Below are 22,744 nucleotides of genomic sequence, written 5' to 3' on the forward strand. Positions count from 1 at the left end.
TGGCTCAGATCACCACCACATCCAGCGGCGGGAAGCCGTTGAAGCTGACGCTGGAATAGGTCGAGGTATAGGCCCCGGTGTTGCGGATCAGCACACGGTCGCCCGCGGTCAGCGTCATCGGCAGGTTCACCGGGCGTTTTTCGTAAAGCACGTCCGCGCTGTCGCAGCTTGGTCCGGCCATGACGCACGGTCCCATCGGGTCACCATCGCGCGGGGTTTCGAACTGATAACGGATCGCTTCACCCTCGGTTTCGGCCAGACCCGAGAACCGGCCGATGTCCAGATAGACCCAGCGGTGCAGGTCACGGTCCGATTTGCGGCTGACCAGCATGACCTCGGCCACGATGACACCGGCCTCGGCAACCATGCCGCGCCCCGGCTCGGCCATGACCTGCACCTTGTCGCCGAAGCGTTCGGTCACAAGGTCCATCACCTGGCGGGCATAGATCTCGGGCGTGTCGATCGCGTCGCCATAGAAGGCGGGGAAGCCGCCCCCGATGTTCAGGACCGAAAGATCGTGACCCGCCGCACGGGCCGAGCGCCAGATCTCGGCCATCACGTTCAGGGTGGGGGCCCACATCTTGGCCTGACGCGTCTGCGACCCGACATGGAACGAAAAGCCGACTGGGGTCAGCCCCAGCTCTTTCGCGCGTCCCAAAAGCGCAATCGCCATATTGCGATCACAGCCGAACTTGCGCGACAATGGCCAGTCAGCTTGCGAGTTCTCGACGATCAGACGGATATAGACCGATGCGCCGGGGGCGTTCCGGGCGATCTTTTCCAGCTCTTCTTCGGCATCTGCGGCAAAAAGCGTGATGCCTTGCTGATGTGCCCAGGCGATGTCCGAGGCGCGTTTGATCGTGTTGCCGAAGGAAATATCCTGCGGACGTGCGCCCTCTTCCAAGCACACCAAGATCTCGCCCTTCGAGGCGGCATCGAAATGGCTGCCCAGCCGGACCAGACGGGCAATGATCGGGCGGGCCGGGTTGGCTTTTACGGCAAAGTGGATATGGGCGTGTCCCAACCCCGCTTTCAGCGCGGTGTATTGCTGTTCGACCCGGTCAAGGTCCATGACCAATGTGGGCTTGTCAAACTGCCGGCTGGCAATAAAGGCGTCCAGACGAGAGGGGACAGCAACAGGGGAAGGCGCACCAGCGCCAACGAAATGCATCATGGTCATCTCCATAAGACCCGGCCATAACGATAAAACGTCGAAGACCGCTCAGTTCCAAGGGAGACGTTACCGTCGCTACGTAAACACGTGGGCGTTGATGCTTCCGGCCAGAGGCGCGTGCGTTGGCGTCTTTGTCGCGGCAGATGGACCCAAACCGGATTCGGTTCAAGATAAAATCGAACGGTGCCGGACATTTTTTTCGCCGCCCGGAAAACCATCATGTTTTTGCCACAGTGGAGCTGGCAGGCGCGGCCGTCCCGACACCCCCGCCGCCGCAGAAGGATTGAGTTTGCGCAGGCTTTGCGCCACGCTCGCCCTGAATCACAGGAGGTCCCATGCCCGCGCTTGTCCCCACAGACTATTACGGTCGTATCACCTGGCTGGGCAGGACCCGCAGTCGCGCCGACACGCTGGCCTCGGTTGCCTGTGCCCGTGTTGACCTGACCTATGCCGGGATCACGGGCGAGGCGCGATCTGGTCTGACCCGCCCGTCCTGCGCCCGTATGCGCAACCAGTATCCGGTGGGCACGGACATTCGCAACGTGCGCCAGTTGTCCATCCTGTCGGCCGAGGAACTTGCCGGAATTGCCCAGGCGATGGGGCTGGATGATCTGAACCCTGAATGGGTGGGGGCCTCAATGGTTCTGTCCGGGCTGCCGGATTTCACACATGTTCCCCCGTCCTCCCGGTTGGTGGCCGAAAACGGCACGGCGCTGACCATTGATATGGAAAACCGGCCCTGCCACTTTCCGGGGCAGGAAATCGAACGCCACCTGCCGGGAAAAGGCACCGCGTTCAAGGCCGCCGCTCAGGATCGTCGCGGTGTCACCGCCTGGGTCGAACGCGAGGGCAGCTTGCAGATTGGTGACAGATTGCGACTTCACGTGCCGTTGCAGCGCGCGTGGCAACCCGAACCGGCGGCATCACCGACCCCGTGACCCATACGCGGTCAGGTATAGCGGGACCGATTGACCGGGCCAGATCGCTTTTCGACGATATTCACGGCAAACATGTCGGATTCCACCCTATGGCATGGTATTCGGGCAGATAAGTTTCAGACAGAAAATGGTCGCAGGATCAACAGGGCTGCGATCTGACCTGAACAAGAGCGCACGAATCTAAAGGATCTGCCATGAGCTATAAATCCGACATCGAAATCGCCCGCGAAGCCAAGAAACGTCCGATCCAGGAAATCGGCGACAAGCTGGGCATTCCGAACGAACACCTGCTTCCCTTCGGCCATGACAAGGCCAAGGTCAGTCAGGAGTTCATCAATTCGGTGCAGGACCGTGAAGATGGCAAGCTGATCCTGGTGACCGCGATCAACCCGACACCCGCGGGCGAAGGCAAAACCACCACCACCGTTGGTCTGGGCGATGGTCTGAACCGCATCGGCAAGAAGGCGATGGTCTGCATCCGCGAAGCCTCGCTTGGGCCGAACTTCGGGATGAAGGGCGGCGCGGCCGGGGGGGGCTATGCGCAGGTCGTGCCGATGGAGGATATGAACCTTCACTTCACCGGCGATTTCCATGCCATCACCTCGGCGCATTCGCTTTTGGCGGCCATGATCGACAACCACATCTATTGGGGCAACGAGCTTGAGATTGACGAACGCCGTATTGCGTGGCGTCGGGTGGTCGACATGAACGACCGCGCGCTGCGTGATATCGTGGTGTCGCTGGGCGGTGTGACCAACGGGTTTGCACGCCAGACCGGGTATGACATCACAGTGGCGTCCGAAGTGATGGCGATCCTGTGCCTGTCGAACAATCTGGCGGACCTGCAAAAGCGTCTTGGCGATATCATCGTGGCCTACACCCGCGAACGCAAGGCGATCTATTGCCGCGACATCGGCGCGGACGGGGCCATGACCGTGCTTTTGAAAGACGCGATGCAGCCCAACCTGGTGCAGACGCTGGAAAACAACCCGGCCTTCGTGCATGGCGGCCCGTTTGCCAATATCGCGCATGGCTGCAACTCGGTCATCGCGACGACGACCGCGATGAAGCTGACCGACTATGTCGTGACCGAAGCCGGCTTCGGGGCTGATCTGGGTGCCGAGAAGTTCATGAACATCAAGTGCCGCAAGGCCGGTATCGCCCCCAGTGTGGTGGTTCTGGTGGCCACCGTGCGGGCGATGAAGATGAATGGCGGGGTCGCCAAGGCTGATCTTGGCGAAGAAAACGTGGACGCCGTGAAGGCCGGCTGCCCGAACCTTGGGCGCCATATCGAGAATCTGAAATCCTTCGGCGTGCCGGTCGTTGTGGCGATCAACCATTTCGTCACCGACACGGATGCCGAGGTGCAGGCGGTCAAGGATTACGTCGACAGCCATGGCTCGGAAGCCATTGTCTCGCGCCACTGGGAACTGGGGTCGGAAGGCTCCGAGGCGCTGGCCCGCCGCGTGGCCGAGGTGGCGGATGCCGATGTGGCGAGCTTTGCACCCATCTACCCAGATGAGATGACGTTGTTTGAAAAGATCGAAACCATCGCCAAACGAATCTATCGCGCCGACGAGGTGTTGGCCGACAAGAAAATCCGCCAGCAGTTGCGCGACTGGGAAGACGCCGGGTATGGCAAACTGCCGGTCTGTATGGCGAAAACGCAATACAGCTTCTCGACCGATCCGAACCTGCGCGGGGCCCCCACGGGCCATTCGGTACCGGTGCGCGAGGTGCGCCTGTCGGCGGGCGCGGGCTTCATCGTCGTTGTCTGCGGCGAGATCATGACCATGCCCGGCCTGCCGCGCAAACCCGCGGCGCTAACCATCGGCCTGAATGACGAAGGCGAGGTGGAAGGCCTGTTCTGATCCGGACATCACGAAGGGCGGGGCCGCATCCCGCCCTTTTTCCTGCAAGACCTCACCCAACATCCCGCCAAGAAGGAGAGGGGGCCATGAGCGCCACATTGATCGACGGCAAGGCCATTGCCGCAAAGATGAGAGAAGAGGTCGCCGCCCGCGCGGCTCATCTGGCCGATGAGGGCTGGCAGCCGCGCCTTGTGTCGCTGTCGGTGGGCGATACCTCGGCCGCGCGGCTTTATGTGCGCAACCAGCAGAAAAGCGCGGAAAGCGCAGGCGTTGCGTTCGAGGCCCGTGATTATCCCTATGACACCTCGCTGGAGCAACTGTCCGGCATCATTCAGGGCCTGAACGCCGATCCGCGCGTCAACGGGATCATCATCCAGCGCCCATTGCCCGACCATATCCCGGTCAAGACATTGCAAAAGCTCGTCCATCCCCTGAAGGATGTCGAGGGGATGCACCCGGCCTCGATCGGGAACATCGTCTATAACGATCTGGCGCTGGGGCCGTGCACGGCGGTGGCTGCGGTCGAGATCCTGAAGACCTTGCCACTGGATATCGAAGGGCTGAACGTGACCGTGATCGGTCATTCCGAGATTGTCGGCAAACCCATCGCCTTCCTCTTGATGGGGTTGGGGGCCACGGTGACGGTCTGCCACCACATGACCCGCTCGGTCGCAATGCATAGCCGTGCGGCGGATGCGGTGTTTGTGGCGGTCGGAAAGCCCGGTCTTGTGACCGGCGACATGCTGAAACCCGGCTGCGTGGTCATTGACATCGGCATCAACCGGGTTGAAGGAAAGACTGTCGGCGATGTGGAGTTTGACAGCTGCGCCGAGGTTGCGGGCTGGATCACCCCGGTGCCGGGTGGCGTTGGTCCGGTCACGGTCGCGACACTGATGGCAAATGCCGTGCAGGCCACGGAAATGCAGATGAATCACTACCGGGATGCCTATGCCCGGACGGACATGTAAGGAGAGCGCCATGACAGCACAGATCATTGATGGCAAAGCCTTCGCGGCCACGGTGCGCGAGAAGGTCGCGGGCCATGTGGCGCGACTGAAGGACGAACATGGCATCACGCCGGGCTTGGCCGTGGTGCTGGTGGGCGAGGACCCAGCCAGTCAGGTCTATGTCCGCTCGAAGGGCAAACAGACCGTCGAGGTCGGGATGAACAGCTTTGAACACAAGCTGGACGCCGATACGTCGGAAAAGGATCTGCTGGCCCTGATCGACAAGTTGAACAATGACCCGCAAGTGCATGGTATTCTTGTGCAATTGCCGTTGCCGGGCCACCTGAACGAAGACTTGGTGATCAATGCGATTGATCCGTCCAAGGATGTGGACGGGTTCCATATCTCGAATGTGGGCCTGTTGGGAACGGGGCAAAAATCCATGGTGCCCTGCACGCCGCTGGGCTGTCTGATGATGCTGCGCGACCATCACGGGTCGCTGTCCGGGCTGGATGCGGTGGTCATTGGCCGGTCGAACATCGTGGGCAAGCCGATGGCGCAGCTTTTGCTGGGCGACAGCTGCACGGTGACGATCGCACACAGTCGCACAAAAGATCTGCCTGATGTGGTACGCCGCGCCGATATCGTTGTGGCCGCCGTGGGGCGCGCGGAAATGGTGCCGGGCGACTGGATCAAACCGGGGGCGACCGTGATCGACGTGGGCATCAACCGCATTGACGCCCTCGAAAAAGGCGAGGGCAAGACCCGCCTGGTGGGCGATGTCCAGTTCGACAGCGCCGTCAAAGTGGCCGGCGCCATCACGCCCGTTCCCGGTGGCGTTGGCCCGATGACGATTGCCTGCCTGTTGGCCAACACCCTGACCGCCTGTTGCCGGGCAAACGGGCTGGTCGAACCCGAGGGGTTGACGGCGTAAAGCCGCCACACCACTTATGAAAAGGATACCATTCAGACGGCCGCAATTGAATTTTGCGGTCGTTTGAGCTACCTGTTTCACATGCCAGCCGCCTCAGGGTGACGGTGTGTTGGACGAATGAATTGTTAGCAAGGGACTTGAGATATCGTTCGATGTCCCATGTCAGGTGGATGGGTATAGCATGACCGTTTCGATCTATGGTGCGTTGCGCACCGACTCGACGCTTTCGTTGGATGCCGTTCGGTTCGGGGGCGTTGGGCAATCTTTCCAGATCAGTGACTACAGCAAGATCACGATCAGTGATGGTGCCGACCCCACGATCATTTCGGGCGACAGCACCCTGAACGAATTCCCCAATGATCCGACCCAGACGCTGAACGGGAACCCGATATTCTGGGATTTCACGGTGCAGATTTCAGATGGGACAAATACCTATGAAATCGGGATCATGGATTACGATCAGAATGACGACGGAATCATCGACGGTTTTGGCACCGAGCCCGGGTATTTCATTGCATTCCTCGACGGTAACATTCCGCCCTTGAACACCACCCTGACCATTCAGGCGATCACCGATAACGGCGCTTCTATTCCTGTATCGTCGGTGGTGCCGTGTTTCGTGTCCGGTTCGTTGATCGACACGCCCGATGGCCCCCGAAAGATCGAGACCCTGGGTGTTGGCGACGCGGTTCTGACCCTGGACAACGGGCCGCAGACGATCCGCTGGATCGGTCGGCAGGAACTCTGTCTGCGGGAGCTTTCGAAGAAACCGAAACTTGCCCCGATCCGCATCACGGCGGGTGCGCTGGGGGCGAACCTGCCCCTGCGCGATCTGTGCGTGTCACCGCAGCATCGCGTGCTGGTGCGTTCGCCCATCGCGAAACGGATGTTTGGCGCGGAGGAGGCGTTGATCCCCGCCCGCAAACTGATCGACATTCCCGGCATCTTTGTTGACACCGTGAAGGCGCCGGTAACCTATCTGCACATGCTGTTTGACAGCCACGAGATCGTGTTGTCCGAAGGCGCCCCCACCGAAAGCCTGTTCACCGGCAAAGAGGCTTTGAAGGCCGTTGGTGACGCGGCTTATGACGAGATCATGGCGCTGTTTCCCGAACTGTCGGCGGCGGATTACCTGCCCCGGATGGCGCGGTTCTGCCCGCCCAAGGGCAAGCACATGAAAACGCTGGTGCGTCGTCATGTCAGCAACCGCAAGCCGCTTTTGGCGATGCAGTGACTGCGCGGGTTTTTGTCAGTCGGTGAACTTCGGCGCGCGTTTCTGCATCCCGGCCACCACGGCCTCCATCTGGTTTGGTTTGCCCATCAGCGCCTCTTGCGCGCGGCTCTCAGAAATCAGCGTGTCCCTCACCCCCATCAGTTCGGTGTCACGGATCAGGGCTTTCGCGGCCCGGATCGCATCGGGGGATTTCTGCGCAATCTCGGCGGCAAGCGCCTGCGCGCGTTCCAGCGGCGTTTCCGAAAGCTCGGTCACAAAACCCCAGTCCAAGGCTTCTTGTGCCTCGAATTGCTCGGCCGAGTAGGTCAGTTTGCGGATCACATCGCCGCGTGCCAAGCGCCGCATCAGAACCATGCCGCCCATGTCGGGAATGATGCCCCAGCGGCCCTCCATGATCGAAAACCGAGTGTCAGGCGCGGCAATCCGCATGTCTGCCCCCAGCATGATCTGGAACGCGCCACCAAAAGCATAGCCATGCACGGCGGCGATCACCGGCTGCGGCATCTCGGCCCAGACCATCGCGGCGGCCTGAAACAGATTCGCATTGCCGTGAGTGCGCTCCATGAACACACCGCCCTGCATGGCGAATTGCGCAATCTCGGGCATTGCCGCCAGGTCCAGCCCGGCCGAAAAGGCGGGGCCATCGCCCGCCAACACCACGGCGCGAATATCCTTGCGCGCGGCCAGCGTCTCGCCTGCGTCCACGATGGCGCGGATCATCGCAAGATCCAGCGCGTTGCGCTTGTCGGCGCGGGTCAGGGTCACGGTGGCGACCTGATTGTTTTCGGTGATGCGAACGCGGTCTGACATGGGGCTCTCCTTCAATGGGTTGGCGCGACTGTGCGGGGTTACGCCGCGAAGGCCAACCGTCACGTTGCGGCAGGTCGGATCGGAACCGGCACCATGGTGCCCAGCAGCTTGGCGATCAGGATACGTTGGCCATCCTGTTCGGCCCAAACATCCGCCTCGACCGGGATCAAGCGACGACCAACCCTTAGCACGCGCCCTTCGGCCACCAGCCGGTCGCCCGCGGCAGGCGCCAGCAGGTTGATCTTGATTTCCGAGGTCAGGACTTCGTGATCGTCAGGCATGACCGACAGGGCCGCATAGCCCGCAGCCGTATCGCCAAGTCCAAAGGTCAGCGCGGCATGACCAAACCCGTGTTGCTGGCGCATGGTGTCCGGGATCGGCGCGCTGAGCTCGCATGACCCATGCGACAGGCCGGTCATCTCGGCCCCGATCATTGTCATCAGGTTCTGCGACGCGAAACTCTGCCGGACTTTGGCGGCGATGTCGGGTGGGAGGTCGGGCATATGATTTCCTTTCTTCACCGAAAGGCTAGCACAGACGCGGGCTGCGCAATCAAAACGCCACGTCACAAAACGTTATCGTGGCATCGGAATTGGCTGGGGGGGATCGCCTAGCAGGACGGCAATCGCCTCTTGCCGCATCAGGCGCGACAGGACGGAATTGTCGGTGCGCAGCCCGCCGGTATAGGTGCCATAGGACGGCATGATCACCCGGTCGCCATCGAACAACAGGCACCGACGACTGACCGAGCGGCCCTTAAAATGAAGCTGCGCCTTGGGGTGGAAATGGCCCGTGATCTCGCCCGCGGCACCAACCCGCGCGATATGGCGAAAGTGCAAGGGCGGTTGCAGCAACTCGGCCAGATGGGTGCCGGCAAACTCGATGGGGCCCGGGTCATGGTTGCCTTCGATCCAGACCCAGCGGCGGCCCGCCATCAGACGGGTCAGCCACAGGGCTTCCTCTTCAGGCAGGTTTTCCGAGGCTTCAAGATCGTCGAAACTGTCGCCCAGACAAACGACCGTGCGTGCGCCCGTCGCCTCGATATCGCGTTCCAGCTTGTGCAGCGTGTCGCGCGTTTCATAGGGCGGTAGGATCGCGCCGCCATTTCGCGCCATGCGTTCGGATTTGCCAAGATGCAGGTCCGAGACGCACAGAAGGGCTTTGTCGGGCCACCACAACGCCCCCGACGGCAGCAAGGTCAGCTTCACCCCCGTGAAAATAAACTCATACCCCTTCATGCAATCTACCAAGTCGATTTTCCGCGCGTTTGCAAGTTTTTACACCGACCTGCCGGCTATTGCAGTCCGGCTTCCATCATAAGGCGATCTGACTCGGCGCGCATCAATGCCTCTTGCCCGGCGCCGTCCACCGGCACTTTGCCGACCTCAAGGAACAGGGGGGCGGCGAAGGGGGTGACATGGTCCGGGCGAACATGGTCGATCCGCCCGCCGGTGCGCGCTAGCATCTCGTCAATCCGGCCAAAGCCGATCAACCCGCGCATCGCCTCAATGCGGGTGATGGACAGCAGCAGGTGATCGGGGTCGTATTTGCGCAGCGTGTCGTAAAGGATGTCGGCGGAAAAGGTCGCCTGCCGCCCGGTCGAGCGTTTGCCCGGCAGGTTGCGGGTGATCAACCCCGCGATGGTGGCCGCGCCCTTGAAGCTGCGTTTCATCAATGCGTTTTCCGCCAACCACCCGTCCAGCCCATCGCGCAAGCCCGCGGCGTCCAGCACTTGTGCCGGTGTGTCTAGATGCGACAGCGACCAGATCAGCGTGGCATAGTCGGTGGCAACAAAACCCAGCGGGCCAAGGCCCATCTCCTCCATCCGGCGGGTGACCATCAGGCCCAGCGTCTGCTGTGCGTTTTTGCCCGCGAACCCATAGATGCAGGTGTGCGGGCGGTCTTCGTGATCGAAACTTTCCACCAGGATGCGTCCCGCGCGTGGCAACTGGCTGACCTCACGCTGCAACGCGATCCAATCCAGCGTATGGCGCGGTAGGTCAGGCAGGGGGGAACGGTGCAGAAGATCCAGAATGCGGGTGGACAATTGGGTCGAGGTCGAAAATTTGGTGCCTGAAAACACGGCAAGTTTCGGTTTGCGCCCCCGGTCGCGGCTGACCTGCACTTCCATCTCGCGCAAGCTTTCAAACCGGACGATCTGGCCGCCCATCAGGAAAGTGTCACCGGGCACCAGCGAGGCGGCGAAGCTTTCCTCGACCTCGCCCAGGGGCTTGCCCACAGACGCCCGCGACCGCCCCTTCATCCGCACCTTCAGCGTGTCGGTGTCGATGATCGTGCCCACGTTCATCCGCACCTGCTGGGCCAGCCGGGGGTCGCGCAACTGCCACAGCCCATCGGCGCGCTGCATCAGCCGTTGCCAGCGGTCATAGGCGCGCAGGGCATACCCCCCGGTTGCCACGAAATCGAGGCATTCGTCAAATTCGGCGCGGGTCAGGTCGGCATAAGGGCCAGCCGTTGTGACCTCGGCAAAAAGGGCGTCGGCGTCAAAGGGTGCCGCGCAGGCGGTGATCAGAATGTGTTGGCACAGCACGTCGCGCGGGCCGGGGCCGCGCGGATCGCCGTCAAGGTCATGAGCCAGAACCGCCTCGATCGCGGCGTGACATTCGATGACCTCCCACCTGTTGGCGGGCAGGATCAGCGCCTTTGATGGCGCGTTATAGCGGTGATTGGCCCGCCCGATCCGCTGCACAAGCCGTTTGACGTTCTTGGGCGCGCCCACCTGAATGACCAGATCGACATCGCCCCAGTCCAGCCCAAGGTCCAGTGATCCGGTGCAGACCACGGCGCGCAGGCGTCCGGCCACCATCGCGGCTTCGACCTTCTTGCGCTGTTCAAGCGCAAGCGACCCGTGGTGAATGCCGATGGGCAGGGCCGCGTCATTGGCCATCCAGAGCTCGTGAAAAAAGATCTCGGCCTGCGCGCGGGTGTTGTGAAAAATCAGCGTGGTCTTGTGCTTTGCCACCTCGGCCAGCACCTCGCGGATGGCATAGCGTCCGCCCCCACCCGACCAGGGAGGCGGGGTGTCGGTGGTCAGCATCGCGATGTCCGGGTCGGGACCGGGGTCGGCTTCGATGATCTTGCAGGGGGTCGGGTGTGGGGCGAGGAAACGGGCCAGCGCAGGCGGGTCTTCGACCGTCGCCGACAAGCCGACGCGCCGCAGATCAGGGCACAGCGCCTGCAGGCGCGACAGGCACAGCATCAACTGATCGCCACGTTTGCTTTCAGAGAGCGCATGCAACTCGTCCACCACCACGCGTTTCAGCCCGGCGAAGATGCGCGGCGCATCCGGGTAGCTGAGCAAGAGCGCAAGACTCTCGGGCGTGGTCAACAATATATGCGGCGGGTCGGCGCGCTGGGCTTTCTTGCGGGTCGGGGTGGTGTCGCCGGACCGATCCTCGACCCGGATCGCCAGCCCCATCTCATCAATCGGCGCGGTCAGATTGCGGCGCATGTCAGCGGCCAACGCCTTCAAAGGCGAGATATAGAGCGTGTGCAACCCCGGACCGGGGGACGCGCCCAACTCGACCAACGTGGGTAAAAAGCCCGCCATGGTCTTGCCGCCGCCAGTGGGGGCAATCAGCATCACGGCCGGGGCATCGGCGTGCGCCAGCATCTCCACCTGATGCGGATGCGGCGACCAGCCGCGTTGGGCGAACCAGTTGTCGAAATGCGGGGGCAGGGCGGTCATGCGGGCAGGATAGGCAAAGTGGTGCGCCGTGAACATGCCGCAATTGCACCGCTCACAAAAAAGGGCGACCCGGGTGCACGTCGGATCGCCCTTTGCTGCTCGGTCAGATCGCGTTAGTGCACGATCTCCTCTTCTTTTACGAACATGTTTTCCCAAGCCCGGTCGATCAGCTCCGGCGACATTTGCGGCGAGATGCCCTCGAACGAGCAAATCGACAGCATCTGGTCGATCAGAAAGACCGGCTGATAGTTGGCATAGATATTGTCGATCGTCGGATATTTGGTTTTCAAAAGATGAACCAATGCCTCCTGGTTCAGTGGCATGCCTTTTTTCTTGGCAACCATGGCAAAGATTTTCAGGAACCCTTCCTGATCCGGCCCGTCGATCTTGATCTTGTAGAAGATCCGACGCAGGGCTGCCTTGTCGAAGATCTTGTTGGGGTGGAAGTTGGTCGAGAAGATGACGAGCGTGTCGAACGGCACCTCGAACTTTTCGCCCGATTGCAGGGCCAGGATGTCCTTGTTTTCTTCCAGCGGCACAATCCAGCGGTTGATCAGCGCCTGGGGCGGATCGGCCTGACGGCCAAGGTCGTCCACGATGAAGACGCCGCCGGTCGATTTCAATTGAAGCGAGGCCGTATAGGTCCGCGCGGTCGGGTTATAGACCAGGTCCAGCATGTCCAGCGTCAATTCACCCCCGGTGATCACCGTGGGCCGTTCGCACAGCACATAGCGGCGGTCGTATTTCTTGGACACGCGGCGCAGGGCGTTGGGGTCGCCGTCTTCTTCTTCGGCCAGCGTGTGCACGATGGGGTCATAGACGGTGATCACCTGCCCGGAATATTCGATGGCGCGCGGCACGAAAATCTTGTCGCCCAACGCGTCGCGAATCCCGTTCGAGATCGAGGATTTCCCGTTGCCCGGCGGGCCATACATCAGGATCGAGCGGCCCGAACCAACTGCTGGCCCCAACTGGTCCAGCAGGTCAGGCGGCAGGATCAGGTGGCCCATGGCACCGGTCAACTGTTCGCGCGACATGTGAATGTTGCGGATCGACTGGCGTTTCACCTGCTTGGCATAGACCTGCATCGGCACCGGCATGGCGCCGAAATATTCGGACTGCGACAGCGCATCCAGCGCGCGTGCCTTGCCGGTGTCGGAAAGTCGATAGCCCATTTCCGACGATTTGGAGCCTGCGTGCAGTGTGCCCATCGCCTCGACCAGCCCGCCATCGCGGCACATGTCGATCAATTCCTGCACCACGCGGGCCGGCAGGCAGAGCGTCCGCTCCAGATCAGAGATCAGTTCCAGATTGGTGCGGAACATGGTTTTCAGCAGGATATCCCGCATCATCACCAGGGACAGCCCGGTTTCGGACAGGGTCATTGCCACTGGGGGGGCCATCATGTCCGTGCTGTGTACATTCATTGTCATGCCCGATCTTATGTTGCGATTTGATCCATCAGGTCAATAAATTGACCAGAAAATTACAAAGCATTGCGATACGCCTTATTGGCGCTATTTTAGCTACAAAAGAATGAGGGCAGGTATGAGCGCAAATAAAGGCAAGTTTTTGGCAGCCTTCATGGCGGGCCTGATCGGTCTGTATGCCGTGACGTTCTTCGGCAAGGGCGGGCTGTTCATCTCGAAGCACGAAGGCGATGCGTTGCACCTGCTGCAGATGCTGCTGCGCATGGCGGACGGGGATTGGCCGCATCTTGATTTCGTCACCCCCATCGGTGTTCTTGCTTTCGCCCCCATCACCGTGTTCCTGAAGGCGGGATATGGGGTCGGACATGCGTTTCATGCAGGTCAACTGCTTGTGGCGTCGGTGTTTTTTCTGCCCGCCTGGTGGGTGGCCAAGACGCGGTTCGATGGCATCTGGTCCTACCTGTTTGGTGCGACTATCCTGATCTACTCGGTGGCCTTGGTTTATGGGGCCGATGACGATGTGGTTTCGGTCTCCATGCACTATAATCGCTGGGCCTGGGCCGCAGCCTTTCTGGCGATCACGGCGGCGATGCTGCCTGCGCGTGGGCGTGGCTCTGCGCGCGCCGACGGGATGGTGATCGGTCTGGCCATGGCGGTGATGGCGATGATCAAGATCACCTATTTCGTCGCGTTCCTTGTCCCCGTCATCGTCGCGCTGCTGGCACGCGGTCAGGGCCGGGCGCTGTTGTGGGCGCTGGCGACGGGATGTGTCGCCGTGCTGCTGGTCACCTTGTGGGTCGGGACGCCCCTTATCTGGCTGGCCTATCTGAAAGACCTGCTGAACGTGGCTGCATCTGACGTGCGCCCGCAGCCTGGCCATAATCTGAGCTATATTGTCAGCGCCCCGGCCTATCTTGGCGGATCGCTGGTGGCGATCGGCGCGGTGATCTTCCTGCGTCAGGCCGGGCGGATGACCGAGGGGCTGGTGCTGCTTCTGCTGTTGCCCGGGTTTTTCTATGTCACCTTTCAGAATTACGGCAACGATCCGCACTGGCTTTGGCTGCTGGGGTTGATTTTGGTGGCGTTGCGTCCGACCGGGCCGGTGTTCAACGGATTTGGATGGGATCTGCAGAAGGCCATAACGATCTCTGCCGTGGCGGCGCTGGCCTTTGCGACGCCCGGGTTTCTGAACCTTGCGGCAAGCCCTGTCCGTCACTTTTCAACGGATGTCGAGAAATACGCGCCTCTGATGCCCGACAGCGGTCTGCACGAGGACCTGCAAACCTATGCGCCACGCGCTGCCCGGGTGGATGTGCGCAGCGCCTATGACGGGCCGGACAGCCTTTTCGCCGATCTATATGACGACGACGCGCGCGAGGACACGGATGTCACCTTCAAGGGCCGTGATCTGGAATATTGCTCGCTTGAACTGGGAATGGTGGTCTGGTTCCGCGCCGTGTCGCGGGAAATTGCGGATTGGTCCGGCGGCGGCGTGTCGCTGTTTTCTGCGGACCTTTTGTCCAGCTATTGGCTTTATGCCGATCTGGAGCCGTTGAAGGGCGGCGCCCCTTGGTATTATGGCGAGTTGAGCGGGATCCAGAACGCCGACTATCTGTTGGTACCAGCCTGCCCGTTGTCAGCCGATACGCGCAAGAAGATCCTGGACGAGGTCTCGGGTCAGGATTGGATTGACGAGGTCAAAGAGGCGCGGCGCACGCCTTACTACACGCTCTACAGTCTGCCGGGGAAGATGCCCAAACGGGTCGTCCCGCCCGTCGAAGTGGATGAGGACACGGAATAGCCGCCGCGCGCATGTGTTGCCACAAACCGGCGCGTCAGGCGCCGGTCACGGCGGCCAGCAGCAGATAGGTGATTAGCGTGGTCCCAAGGCTCAGCCCCATGGGGTAATCGCGCCGCTGCCAGCTTTCCCAGTTGGGCGTGGCGGCCTTGACCGCGTCCGTGCTGCGCGCAATGCGGTGCAGGATGAACCCGGCCACCGTCATCACCGCCAGCAATGTCAGAAACAGAAACGCATCGGGCAGAGCGACAAAGGGGGCCATCGCGGCGGCGAATTTGGCGTCTCCCGCGCCCATCATGCGCAACATGTTCATCACGAAGCCGATGACCAGCACCACGACCAGATGCACCCAGCGCCACAGATACTCGTCCAGCTCGAACGCGAACAGGCCGACCACCGCAAAGACGATGGTCAGTGCCATAACGGCCTTGTTGGGGATTTTCATGCGCGATAGGTCGGACCAGACTGCCCACAGGGCAATCGGCACCGCGAAGGGCAGAAACAGAAGGGCTGCCCAGCTTGTCATGGCGGTGCTCATGCCCGGTTCACCCGTTGGAGACGTTGTTTTCCAGCGCCTCAAGCGCGCGGGTCGCTGCTTCGAAATGCTGCGGGTGGGTGTCGATCGCTTCCTGCAACAGACCTTTGCCGGTCGCCACATCCCCCTGCTTGATTGCCGACAGGGCCAGCGTGTGCAGAAGCTGGGCGCGTTCGACCTGGGTCATCGGGATGACCGGCAGGTCATATTTACGCTGTGCGCCGCGCGCCAGAACCAGGTTGTTCTTGGCCGTGAACATCTTGCTGTCATAGCTCAGGGCTTGCGAAAACAGCTGCTCTGCCCCCTTGAAATCGGCGCGGGTCAGCTTGGAATAGCCCCAGTTGTTCATGACCGAACCGGGATTGGTGGTCAGGCCAACCGCGGTTTCATAGAAACTGTCAGCCTTTTTCCATTCCTTATTGCTGTCGGCGATCATCGCCTCAAGCCGGTAGCGGCGATAGGTCTCGTGGGTGGGGGGCACCTTGTCCAGAACGGCCTCGGCCTCTTTCCAGTCACCGGCACGGATCAGGGCGTCCGCCAGGCTGACCCGGTCCTCCGATGTGCCTTCGGGACTGGCCGCGATGGCCTTCCAGACCGGCACCGCCTCGACCGGGCGCTTGGCACGGATCAGCGATTGCGCCAGCCCGCGCTTCAGATCAATGCGGTTTGGCTGGCTCTTGGCTGTGCGTTTGAAATAGGCGACCGCTTCGTCAGGGTCGCCCACCGTCAACATGATGTCATTGAGATTGCTTTCGTCGATGACGTTCACATCTGCGATGGCACGTTCGACATCTTCGCCGCCCGATTTCGGTTTTTTGCAAGCGGACAGGGCAACCGCGCTGCCAAGGCAGAGCGTCAAAAAGATAGTGTGGCGCATTTTTGCGTCCTTTTTACTGCTCGTGTCTTCGCCTAGATTTGCGACAGAAGTAGGTAATCCCCCGTCCCCCGCCGCACCAGCGCGAATGCATCATTATGCGTCTGATCATAATCCGGATTTTCGGACTTTGCGAGCGCCAAGCGCAAATTTTCGCGAATTTGGGCAGATTGGCCACGATCCACGCCAAATGCGATCTGAAAGACACGGGCTGCTTCGGCGATCTGGCCGGTTTCCATCAGGACGACCCCCAGATTGTTCCAGGCGGGAACGAAACTGCCATCCATTTCGGTGGCTTTTCTGAGGATGCGTTCGGCCTGGCCCAACCGGCCCAGTTGCAGGTTCGCCGACCCGATGGCCGACAGCACGTCGACGGTGACGCCCTGTTCGCTGGCCGCGCGCAAATAGGCTTTTAGGGCCAGCTCGTGTTCACCTGCCGCGGTCAGCCGATGGCCGACGGTCAGCCCGTCCACAGCCTCTTCGCCGCGCTTCAGGGCGGTGGGCGCATAGGGGTTGGGGGGAGATTTGTCAAACGGGTTGGTGCCCGATGCACAACCTGCCAGGACGACACTGGCCAGCATTGCGCATGTCACGGAAAGCAGGCGGGTGAACCGATGCGGCTTTGGGCAGGGCAGGCGGCGCGTGGTCAACGGTGGCTCCTTCGCGCGGCCCGTGGATATGCGTCAGAAACGGACCGATTTGAGGGTCAGATAAATGTCATAGATCGATGGGCCGATCAGAATGATCAGAAGCGGCGGCACCGTCAGCATCATAGTGGCAAGTGTCATCTTGGTGGGCAAGGTGTTTGCCTTTTCTTCGGCGCGCATGACCCGTTTATCACGCATCTCGGCGGCATAGACGCGCAGGGCATCGGCGATGGAAGTGCCAAACGTGGCCGATTGGATCATCACGGTGACAAAGCTGGCCACATCCGGCACGCCCGACCGTTCGGACAGGTCACGCAGCACCTGCACCCGATCCTTACCGGCTTTCATCTCATTCGAGACAATCGAAAACTCGTCGGCCAGCGCCGGGTATGAGGCGCGAATTTCCTTGGACACCCGCAAGATCGACTGATCCAGCGACTGGCCAGCTTCGACGCAGGTCAGCATCATGTCCAGCGCGTCGGGGAAGCCGTTGGTGATCTCTTCCTTGCGGGTCTCGACCCGGCGCGTGACCCAGTATTTCGGCAACATATATCCGCATACGCCGGGGATCAGGATCCACAGGATGCGCGCTGTTGTCGTCATTTCCTGACCATTCGCGGTCTTCAGAATGGTCAGAAAGACCCCGAACACCAGCAACCCGATCCCCAGCGCGAACTGCGCAAAGTGAAAGGTCCGCACCGCGTTCTTGCCGGGATAACCCGCTTGCAGCAGTTTCAGTTGAACGGCCGAGTATTCTTCGGCGTCCTGCGGTTCCAGAAAGGCGGAATATTTCTCAAGCTTGTTCGACCCTGTGGCGACGCGCAGATCGACCTTCTGCCCGCTCTTGCTGCCGCTTTCGCGGGCCTTACGCAGTTTCTCGATCGGGTCTTCGGTCTTGCGCAGCAGAAATGGCACGGTGACCACGATCAGCACAATCCCCAGTGCGCCCACCGCCAGTAAGGGGCCGGCGGGGCCAAGCAGGTCTGTCAGAAGGGTGTTGAACTGTTCCATCTTCTAATCCTCGGTCAGACCTTGATGTTCACCAGTGCCCGCATGACAAAGATGTTTGCCACAAGGAACCCCGCCACGATCAGGCAGGCGGGAATGAAATAGGGCGTGTCGCGCACCTTGTCATAATAGTTGGGCTGGATCAGGTTGATCATGACCAGCGCCAGGATCGGGAAGCCCGACAGGAAGTTGCCTGACCACTTCGCCTCGGCGGTGATGGCGCGGACGCGGCGAAACAGCTTGAAGCGCGACCGGATCACCTTGGCCAGACCGTCCAGGATCTCGGCCAGGTTGCCGCCCGATGTTTGCTGGATGATCACGGCAACGGCCAGGAAGCGCATGTCCTGGTTGTCCAGACGCTCGGCCATGCTGGCCAAAGCCTCGCCCACATCGCGGCCATAGGCGCTTTCATCTGCGATCAGGCCCATCTCGGTGCCCAGCGGATCGGGCACTTCCTTGGCAACGATCTGCACGGCGGACGAGAAGGGATGCCCCACCCGCAGGCTGCGCACCATCAGTTCAACCGCGTCAGGCAGTTGCTCTTCGATCATCGCGGTGCGTTTCTTGGCCTTGTTGTTGATCCAGATATAAACACCGCCCACCCCCATTACGACGGATATCCCGGCGCGCACCGGCAGCGACGCGGCGGTGGCGACCCCCAACCCGACAAAGGCGAACACCGTCAACAGGACCATGATCAGCACAAGCTGGGTGGGCGTAAAGGCAATCGCGGCTTTCTGTGCCTTGGTGGCCAGCAGCGAATAGAAGGGGATGCCCTGCGCCTTGACGTGCTGGCTCATCTCCTTGCGCAGCTTTTCCAGAACCTCTTCGCGCGCGGCCCCTTTTTCCAGCATGTCCAACCGGCGATTGATGCGGTTGTTCAGGCTGATCGACTTGCCGAACACGGTCAGGTAAATGCCTTCGACCAGCAGAAGAACTGCCAGGAAGATCAGGCCGTAGAGGATTGGCTCGATGGAAATGGACATTCTCAGTCGCTCCAGGGTTCATAGATGGATGCGGGCAGGTCATAGCCCCACTGGCGGAACCGGTCGGAATAGTGCGACCGCACGCCGGTGGCGTTGAAGCGACCGATGATCTTGCCATCGGGTGCAAGCCCCAGACGTTCATAGCGGAACACTTCCTGCATCGAGATCACGTCGCCTTCCATCCCGGTGATTTCGGTGATCGACACCATGCGGCGCGACCCGTCCTGCAGGCGGCTGGCCTGCACGATCAGGTTCACAGCCGACGCGATCTGGCTGCGCACGGCCTTGATCGGCATTTCGATCCCGGCCATGGCGATCATGTTTTCCAGACGTGACACCGCATCACGGGCCGAGTTGGCGTGGATTGTGGTCATCGACCCATCGTGACCGGTGTTCATGGCTTGCAACATGTCGATGACTTCCTCGCCGCGCGTCTCACCGACGATGATGCGGTCCGGACGCATCCGAAGGGCGTTTTTCAGACAGTCGCGCTGGCTGACCGCACCCTTGCCTTCGACATTGGCTGGGCGGCTTTCCATCCGGCCCACATGGGTCTGTTGCAGTTGAAGTTCTGCCGTATCCTCGATCGTCAGGATCCGTTCCGAGTTGTCGATGAACGATGACAGCGCGTTCAGCGTGGTCGTCTTACCGGAACCTGTCCCGCCCGATACGATCACGTTCAGTCGTGTGGCAACGGCGGCTTGCAGATAGGCGGCCATCTCTTCGGAGAAGGCGCCGAAATTGACCAACTCGTCAATGCCCAACTTGTCCTTCTTGAATTTCCGGATCGACACCAGCGACCCGTCAACCGCAATCGGAGGCACCATCGCGTTGAAGCGTGAGCCGTCGGCCAGACGGGCGTCGACATGCGGGTTTGATTCGTCCACACGGCGTCCCACGGCGGACACGATCTTGTCGATGATCCGCAGAAGGTGGCGCTCATCCTTGAAGGTCACATCGGTCAGTTGCAGTTTGCCCGCGCGTTCGACGAACACCTGCTGGGGGCCGTTGACCAGAATATCGTTGACCGTGTCATCCTGCAAAAGCGGCTCAAGCGGGCCAAGACCCTTCACTTCGTCATACAGTTCCTGGTTCAGCAAAAGCCGTTCATCGCGGGTCAGAACGACATCGCGGGTGCTCAGAAATTCTGACGTAATATCAGTGATTTCCGCGCGCAGGTCTTTTTCGGCGGCGGTTTCCAATGCACCAAGGTTCAGGTTGTCCAGAAGCTCTTTGTGAAGCTCGGTCTTGATCTCGGACAACCGTTCCTTGCGCTTGCGTTCCTTGTCCGCCTGCGGCGCGCGGGCTTCCTGAACCGGGGCCTGCCGGCGCGAGACCGGAGGCCGGGCCGCGGCTGCCCCATTGGGGGCGGGGTTGGCTTTCGGCGCGGCGTCTGCCCGCCCGCCGTCGACGGCTTTCAGGTCGGGTGTCCCCGTGGCCGGTTTCGTGGGCTTTTTATAGCGGGAAAACATGGCGCCTCCTGGGTCAGTTGGCCGTGGCTTCAGCCTGGTTCAGATCGTGAACCGACTGCGCCAGTTTCTGGATTTCCTTGCGCAACGGGTTCTTGTGTGCCCCGGTGGCCAGGGGGATGCCGTGATCGCAGGATTGCGTGACAGGCTTGCCCCCATCCGGAAGGTGCAGCTCGATCGAGATATCAAGGCTTTCGGCCAGCCGTTTGACGCGCGACTTGCCCGACATATCCGTGAATTTCGGCGCCCGGTTCAGCACATAGCGCAGTTTTTCCACCGGCAGTTCCTCGGATTTCAGGGCCTTGATCATGCGCAGCGTGTTCTGGGCCGAGCGCAGGTCAAGTTCGAGCGTCGCAAAATAGACATGCGCCGCATGCAGGACCGTTTCGGTCCATTGCGCGACGGTGTTGGGCATGTCGATCACGACATAGTCGAAATTGCTGCGGGCCATTTCGATGATCCGCTGGATGTCCTCGGCACTGACGATGTCCAGGGGCAGCATGTCGGGCGGCGCGGTCAGCACCTGCATTTCGTCGTCGAAACTGACAAGGGCCTGCGCGAAAATCTCGTGATCCATGACCTCGGTGTCGGAGAGCAGCTCATAGACCGCGTCGCGGCGCGGCAGGTCCAGATAGGTGGCCACCGACCCGAACTGAAGTCCGAAATCCAGCAAGCAGACACGTGGCGGGGTTTTTCCCGCCTTCTTGTCTTTTTTCGAGCGGTCCATCTGGCTCAGTTCCCAGGCCAGGTTCACCGCAAGCGTGGTCGCGCCGGTGCCACCGGCCAGCCCTTGAACGACCAGGATGACCGCCTCGTGCCCGCCGTCAGCCTTCAGTTGAGGCGACTGGTTTGCGGGGTCAAGGCGGACCGGAGCTTCCGGTTCAGGGGCGCGCAACCGTTCAATGGCGTCGTGCAACGCACCTTCGGGAAGCGGGTAGGGGACGAACTCTTCAGCGCCCATTTTCAGAAGCTGGTGCAGCGCGATCGGGCTGACCTCTTCCGCGATCACGATGACTTTGATGCCCTTTTCGCCGGCGGCACGGATGACACTGGCCACTTTTGACAGATCGGCCTCGTCCTGATCGTCCATCGCGATCGCGACAAACTCCAGCGCATCGGCATCCGGTTGGGCAAAAAACGCCAACGCGTCTTCAAGCGACAGGTCGCCCCATGCCTCGCCGAGCTCAGCTTCCATATCTTCGATCAGAAGATCGAAGTTCTGTACGTCCCGCGCGATCGTGCAAGCAACGATCGGTTCCGGATCGGCGTGTAGCGCAACACTGCTACTCATCGTAAAATCCCTCCTGTTAGAGCCCGCTCCCAGGCATTCTGCCATCGGTCCTTTGCCCGCAAAGGCGTGCGTGAGTCGAAAATTGCACGCGGACTGCTCCCAATGGACAAGAAATGCCAGTCAATCTGGGCAACATTGCGGCTGAAACCGCCAAATTATTCGTTCATTTGGGACGATCACCGGGGAAATGATGGATCTGTTTCCCAGTGAAGAACGGCAGAACTCTTCACCCTTAACGGGAAATCGCATCTCGATTCCGTAGGGAAATCTCATGAAATGAAGAGGTTCACGGCAAGAGCTGCCCTGTAGCGTCCCTGTGTACTGGCTCGAATTGCGGCAACAATGTGGCGGGCCGGGGTGGGTCACATGAAAAAAAGGCGCGACCTTGTCGCGCCTTTATTCTGTTGGTCCTGATCAACCGCCGCCACCGACTGAGCCCGCGGTCCCTGCCGAGATGATGGGGGGCGGCACGGCGCTGCGGATGTACTCGCGATAGATGACTTCTGCATATTTGCCATCCAGCACGGTGGGCTTGCGGCCGCCCACGAACCCGGTGACTTCGGTCACGGTACGACGGTTGCGCATCTCGGGCGCGCGCGTCACGACGATCGGGCGGGTCTCGCCATAGCTGACCACCGCCTCAAGCCGTGACCGGCTGATACCGCTGGCGACCAGATAGTTCACGACCGCATGGGCGCGGCGCAGCCCGAGCCGCTGGTTATACGCGTGCGAGCCGACCAGGTCGGTGTGACCATAGACGCGGAAGCGCAGTTCGGGGAACTGGGCGATCCAGTGGGCCTGCTGGCTGAGGATGGCGCGCGCCGTGTCGTCCAGCGCGTAGCTGTTGAAGGCGAAATTCACCGTGTCCTGCGATTCCTGATTAAACCGGTTTGCCATGGCAACGGCCGGGTTGATCTGACCGGTCTGGACCCCGGTGTTATAGGCGGTGGGTTGCCCCAGCCCGCCCTCGTCAATCTGCGATCCTGCCTCAAAGAACCAGGATTTCGACGCCACATCCGCCCCTGAACATGCCGTCAGAATGGCAATCGCCGAGGTGGCCGCGAGCACTGGTTTGATACGTTTCATCGG

At 61.0% G+C, this 22,744-nt stretch carries 20 protein-coding genes; 6 read left to right on the forward strand and 14 right to left on the reverse strand.

Features of this window, described 5'->3' with window-relative positions:
- Positions 1-4: 4 nt before the first annotated feature.
- Entirely contained in the window at positions 5-1,174 is a 1,170-nt protein-coding gene (locus IE188_RS05675; RefSeq protein ID WP_407648175.1) for a type III PLP-dependent enzyme, read from the reverse strand.
- 335 nt (positions 1,175-1,509) lie between these two features.
- Here IE188_RS05675 and IE188_RS05680 point away from each other — a divergent pair, with 335 nt between their 5' ends.
- The 5 genes from IE188_RS05680 to IE188_RS05700 all read left to right on the forward strand — a co-directional run bounded on the left by IE188_RS05680 (position 1,510) and on the right by IE188_RS05700 (position 7,098).
- Positions 1,510-2,112 carry an MOSC domain-containing protein gene (locus tag IE188_RS05680; protein WP_191285509.1) on the forward strand — a complete coding sequence of 201 codons (603 nt, stop codon included), beginning with the start codon at positions 1,510-1,512 and terminating at the stop codon, positions 2,110-2,112.
- 194 nt (positions 2,113-2,306) lie between these two features.
- A complete protein-coding gene (locus tag IE188_RS05685; protein ID WP_191285510.1) occupies positions 2,307-3,983 on the forward strand; it encodes a formate--tetrahydrofolate ligase in 1,677 nt (558 codons plus the stop codon).
- Between the two features lie 86 nt (positions 3,984-4,069).
- Positions 4,070-4,951, forward strand: coding sequence for a bifunctional 5,10-methylenetetrahydrofolate dehydrogenase/5,10-methenyltetrahydrofolate cyclohydrolase (locus IE188_RS05690; RefSeq protein ID WP_191285511.1), 882 nt, complete (start codon positions 4,070-4,072; stop codon positions 4,949-4,951).
- Positions 4,952-4,961: 10 nt separating this feature from the next.
- A complete protein-coding gene (gene folD, locus IE188_RS05695; RefSeq protein ID WP_191285512.1) occupies positions 4,962-5,864 on the forward strand; it encodes a bifunctional methylenetetrahydrofolate dehydrogenase/methenyltetrahydrofolate cyclohydrolase FolD in 903 nt (300 codons plus the stop codon).
- Positions 5,865-6,045: 181 nt separating this feature from the next.
- Positions 6,046-7,098 carry a Hint domain-containing protein gene (locus IE188_RS05700; RefSeq protein WP_191285513.1) on the forward strand — a complete coding sequence of 351 codons (1,053 nt, stop codon included), beginning with the start codon at positions 6,046-6,048 and terminating at the stop codon, positions 7,096-7,098.
- Between the two features lie 15 nt (positions 7,099-7,113).
- Here the strand turns inward: IE188_RS05700 and IE188_RS05705 are convergent, their stop codons facing one another.
- The 5 genes from IE188_RS05705 to IE188_RS05725 all read right to left on the reverse strand — a co-directional run bounded on the left by IE188_RS05705 (position 7,114) and on the right by IE188_RS05725 (position 13,044).
- Positions 7,114-7,908, reverse strand: a complete 795-nt coding sequence (locus IE188_RS05705) for a crotonase/enoyl-CoA hydratase family protein (protein ID WP_191285514.1) — start codon at positions 7,906-7,908, stop codon at positions 7,114-7,116.
- A 59-nt stretch (positions 7,909-7,967) separates the two neighbouring features.
- Entirely contained in the window at positions 7,968-8,411 is a 444-nt protein-coding gene (locus IE188_RS05710; RefSeq protein WP_191285515.1) for a PaaI family thioesterase, read from the reverse strand.
- A 72-nt stretch (positions 8,412-8,483) separates the two neighbouring features.
- The gene (pdeM, locus tag IE188_RS05715) at positions 8,484-9,146 is read right to left on the reverse strand and encodes a ligase-associated DNA damage response endonuclease PdeM (protein WP_191285913.1); all 663 of its coding nucleotides are present in this window, start codon (positions 9,144-9,146) and stop codon (positions 8,484-8,486) included.
- Between the two features lie 56 nt (positions 9,147-9,202).
- Positions 9,203-11,617 (reverse strand): ligase-associated DNA damage response DEXH box helicase, encoded by a 2,415-nt coding sequence (locus IE188_RS05720; protein ID WP_191285914.1) that lies wholly within the window; start codon positions 11,615-11,617, stop codon positions 9,203-9,205.
- A gap of 113 nt (positions 11,618-11,730) precedes the next feature.
- Positions 11,731-13,044, reverse strand: coding sequence for a P-loop NTPase family protein (locus IE188_RS05725; RefSeq protein ID WP_191285915.1), 1,314 nt, complete (start codon positions 13,042-13,044; stop codon positions 11,731-11,733).
- A gap of 121 nt (positions 13,045-13,165) precedes the next feature.
- On the opposite strand from IE188_RS05725, the gene IE188_RS05730 reads away from it, so the two are divergent.
- The gene (locus IE188_RS05730) at positions 13,166-14,848 is read left to right on the forward strand and encodes a hypothetical protein (protein ID WP_191285516.1); all 1,683 of its coding nucleotides are present in this window, start codon (positions 13,166-13,168) and stop codon (positions 14,846-14,848) included.
- 34 nt (positions 14,849-14,882) lie between these two features.
- Here the strand turns inward: IE188_RS05730 and IE188_RS05735 are convergent, their stop codons facing one another.
- The 8 genes from IE188_RS05735 to IE188_RS05770 all read right to left on the reverse strand — a co-directional run bounded on the left by IE188_RS05735 (position 14,883) and on the right by IE188_RS05770 (position 22,741).
- On the reverse strand, positions 14,883-15,383 hold the full coding sequence (locus IE188_RS05735; protein WP_191285517.1) for an A24 family peptidase: 501 nt from the start codon (positions 15,381-15,383) through the stop codon (positions 14,883-14,885).
- Positions 15,384-15,390: 7 nt separating this feature from the next.
- A complete protein-coding gene (locus IE188_RS05740; protein WP_191285518.1) occupies positions 15,391-16,257 on the reverse strand; it encodes a tetratricopeptide repeat protein in 867 nt (288 codons plus the stop codon).
- A gap of 32 nt (positions 16,258-16,289) precedes the next feature.
- Complete coding sequence (locus IE188_RS05745) at positions 16,290-16,835, reverse strand: tetratricopeptide repeat protein (protein WP_191285916.1); 546 nt, start codon at positions 16,833-16,835, stop codon at positions 16,290-16,292.
- A gap of 102 nt (positions 16,836-16,937) precedes the next feature.
- Entirely contained in the window at positions 16,938-17,912 is a 975-nt protein-coding gene (locus tag IE188_RS05750) for a type II secretion system F family protein (protein WP_191285519.1), read from the reverse strand.
- 14 nt (positions 17,913-17,926) lie between these two features.
- On the reverse strand, positions 17,927-18,895 hold the full coding sequence (locus IE188_RS05755) for a type II secretion system F family protein (RefSeq protein ID WP_191285520.1): 969 nt from the start codon (positions 18,893-18,895) through the stop codon (positions 17,927-17,929).
- A 2-nt stretch (positions 18,896-18,897) separates the two neighbouring features.
- On the reverse strand, positions 18,898-20,367 hold the full coding sequence (locus IE188_RS05760; RefSeq protein ID WP_191285521.1) for a CpaF family protein: 1,470 nt from the start codon (positions 20,365-20,367) through the stop codon (positions 18,898-18,900).
- Between the two features lie 13 nt (positions 20,368-20,380).
- Entirely contained in the window at positions 20,381-21,655 is a 1,275-nt protein-coding gene (locus IE188_RS05765) for an AAA family ATPase (protein ID WP_191285522.1), read from the reverse strand.
- A gap of 414 nt (positions 21,656-22,069) precedes the next feature.
- The gene (locus IE188_RS05770; protein WP_229836538.1) at positions 22,070-22,741 is read right to left on the reverse strand and encodes an OmpA family protein; all 672 of its coding nucleotides are present in this window, start codon (positions 22,739-22,741) and stop codon (positions 22,070-22,072) included.
- Between the last annotated feature and the right edge of the window lie 3 nt (positions 22,742-22,744).

The organism is Aliiroseovarius zhejiangensis, from assembly GCF_014656375.1.
In the GTDB taxonomy this organism is placed as follows: domain Bacteria; phylum Pseudomonadota; class Alphaproteobacteria; order Rhodobacterales; family Rhodobacteraceae; genus Aliiroseovarius; species Aliiroseovarius zhejiangensis.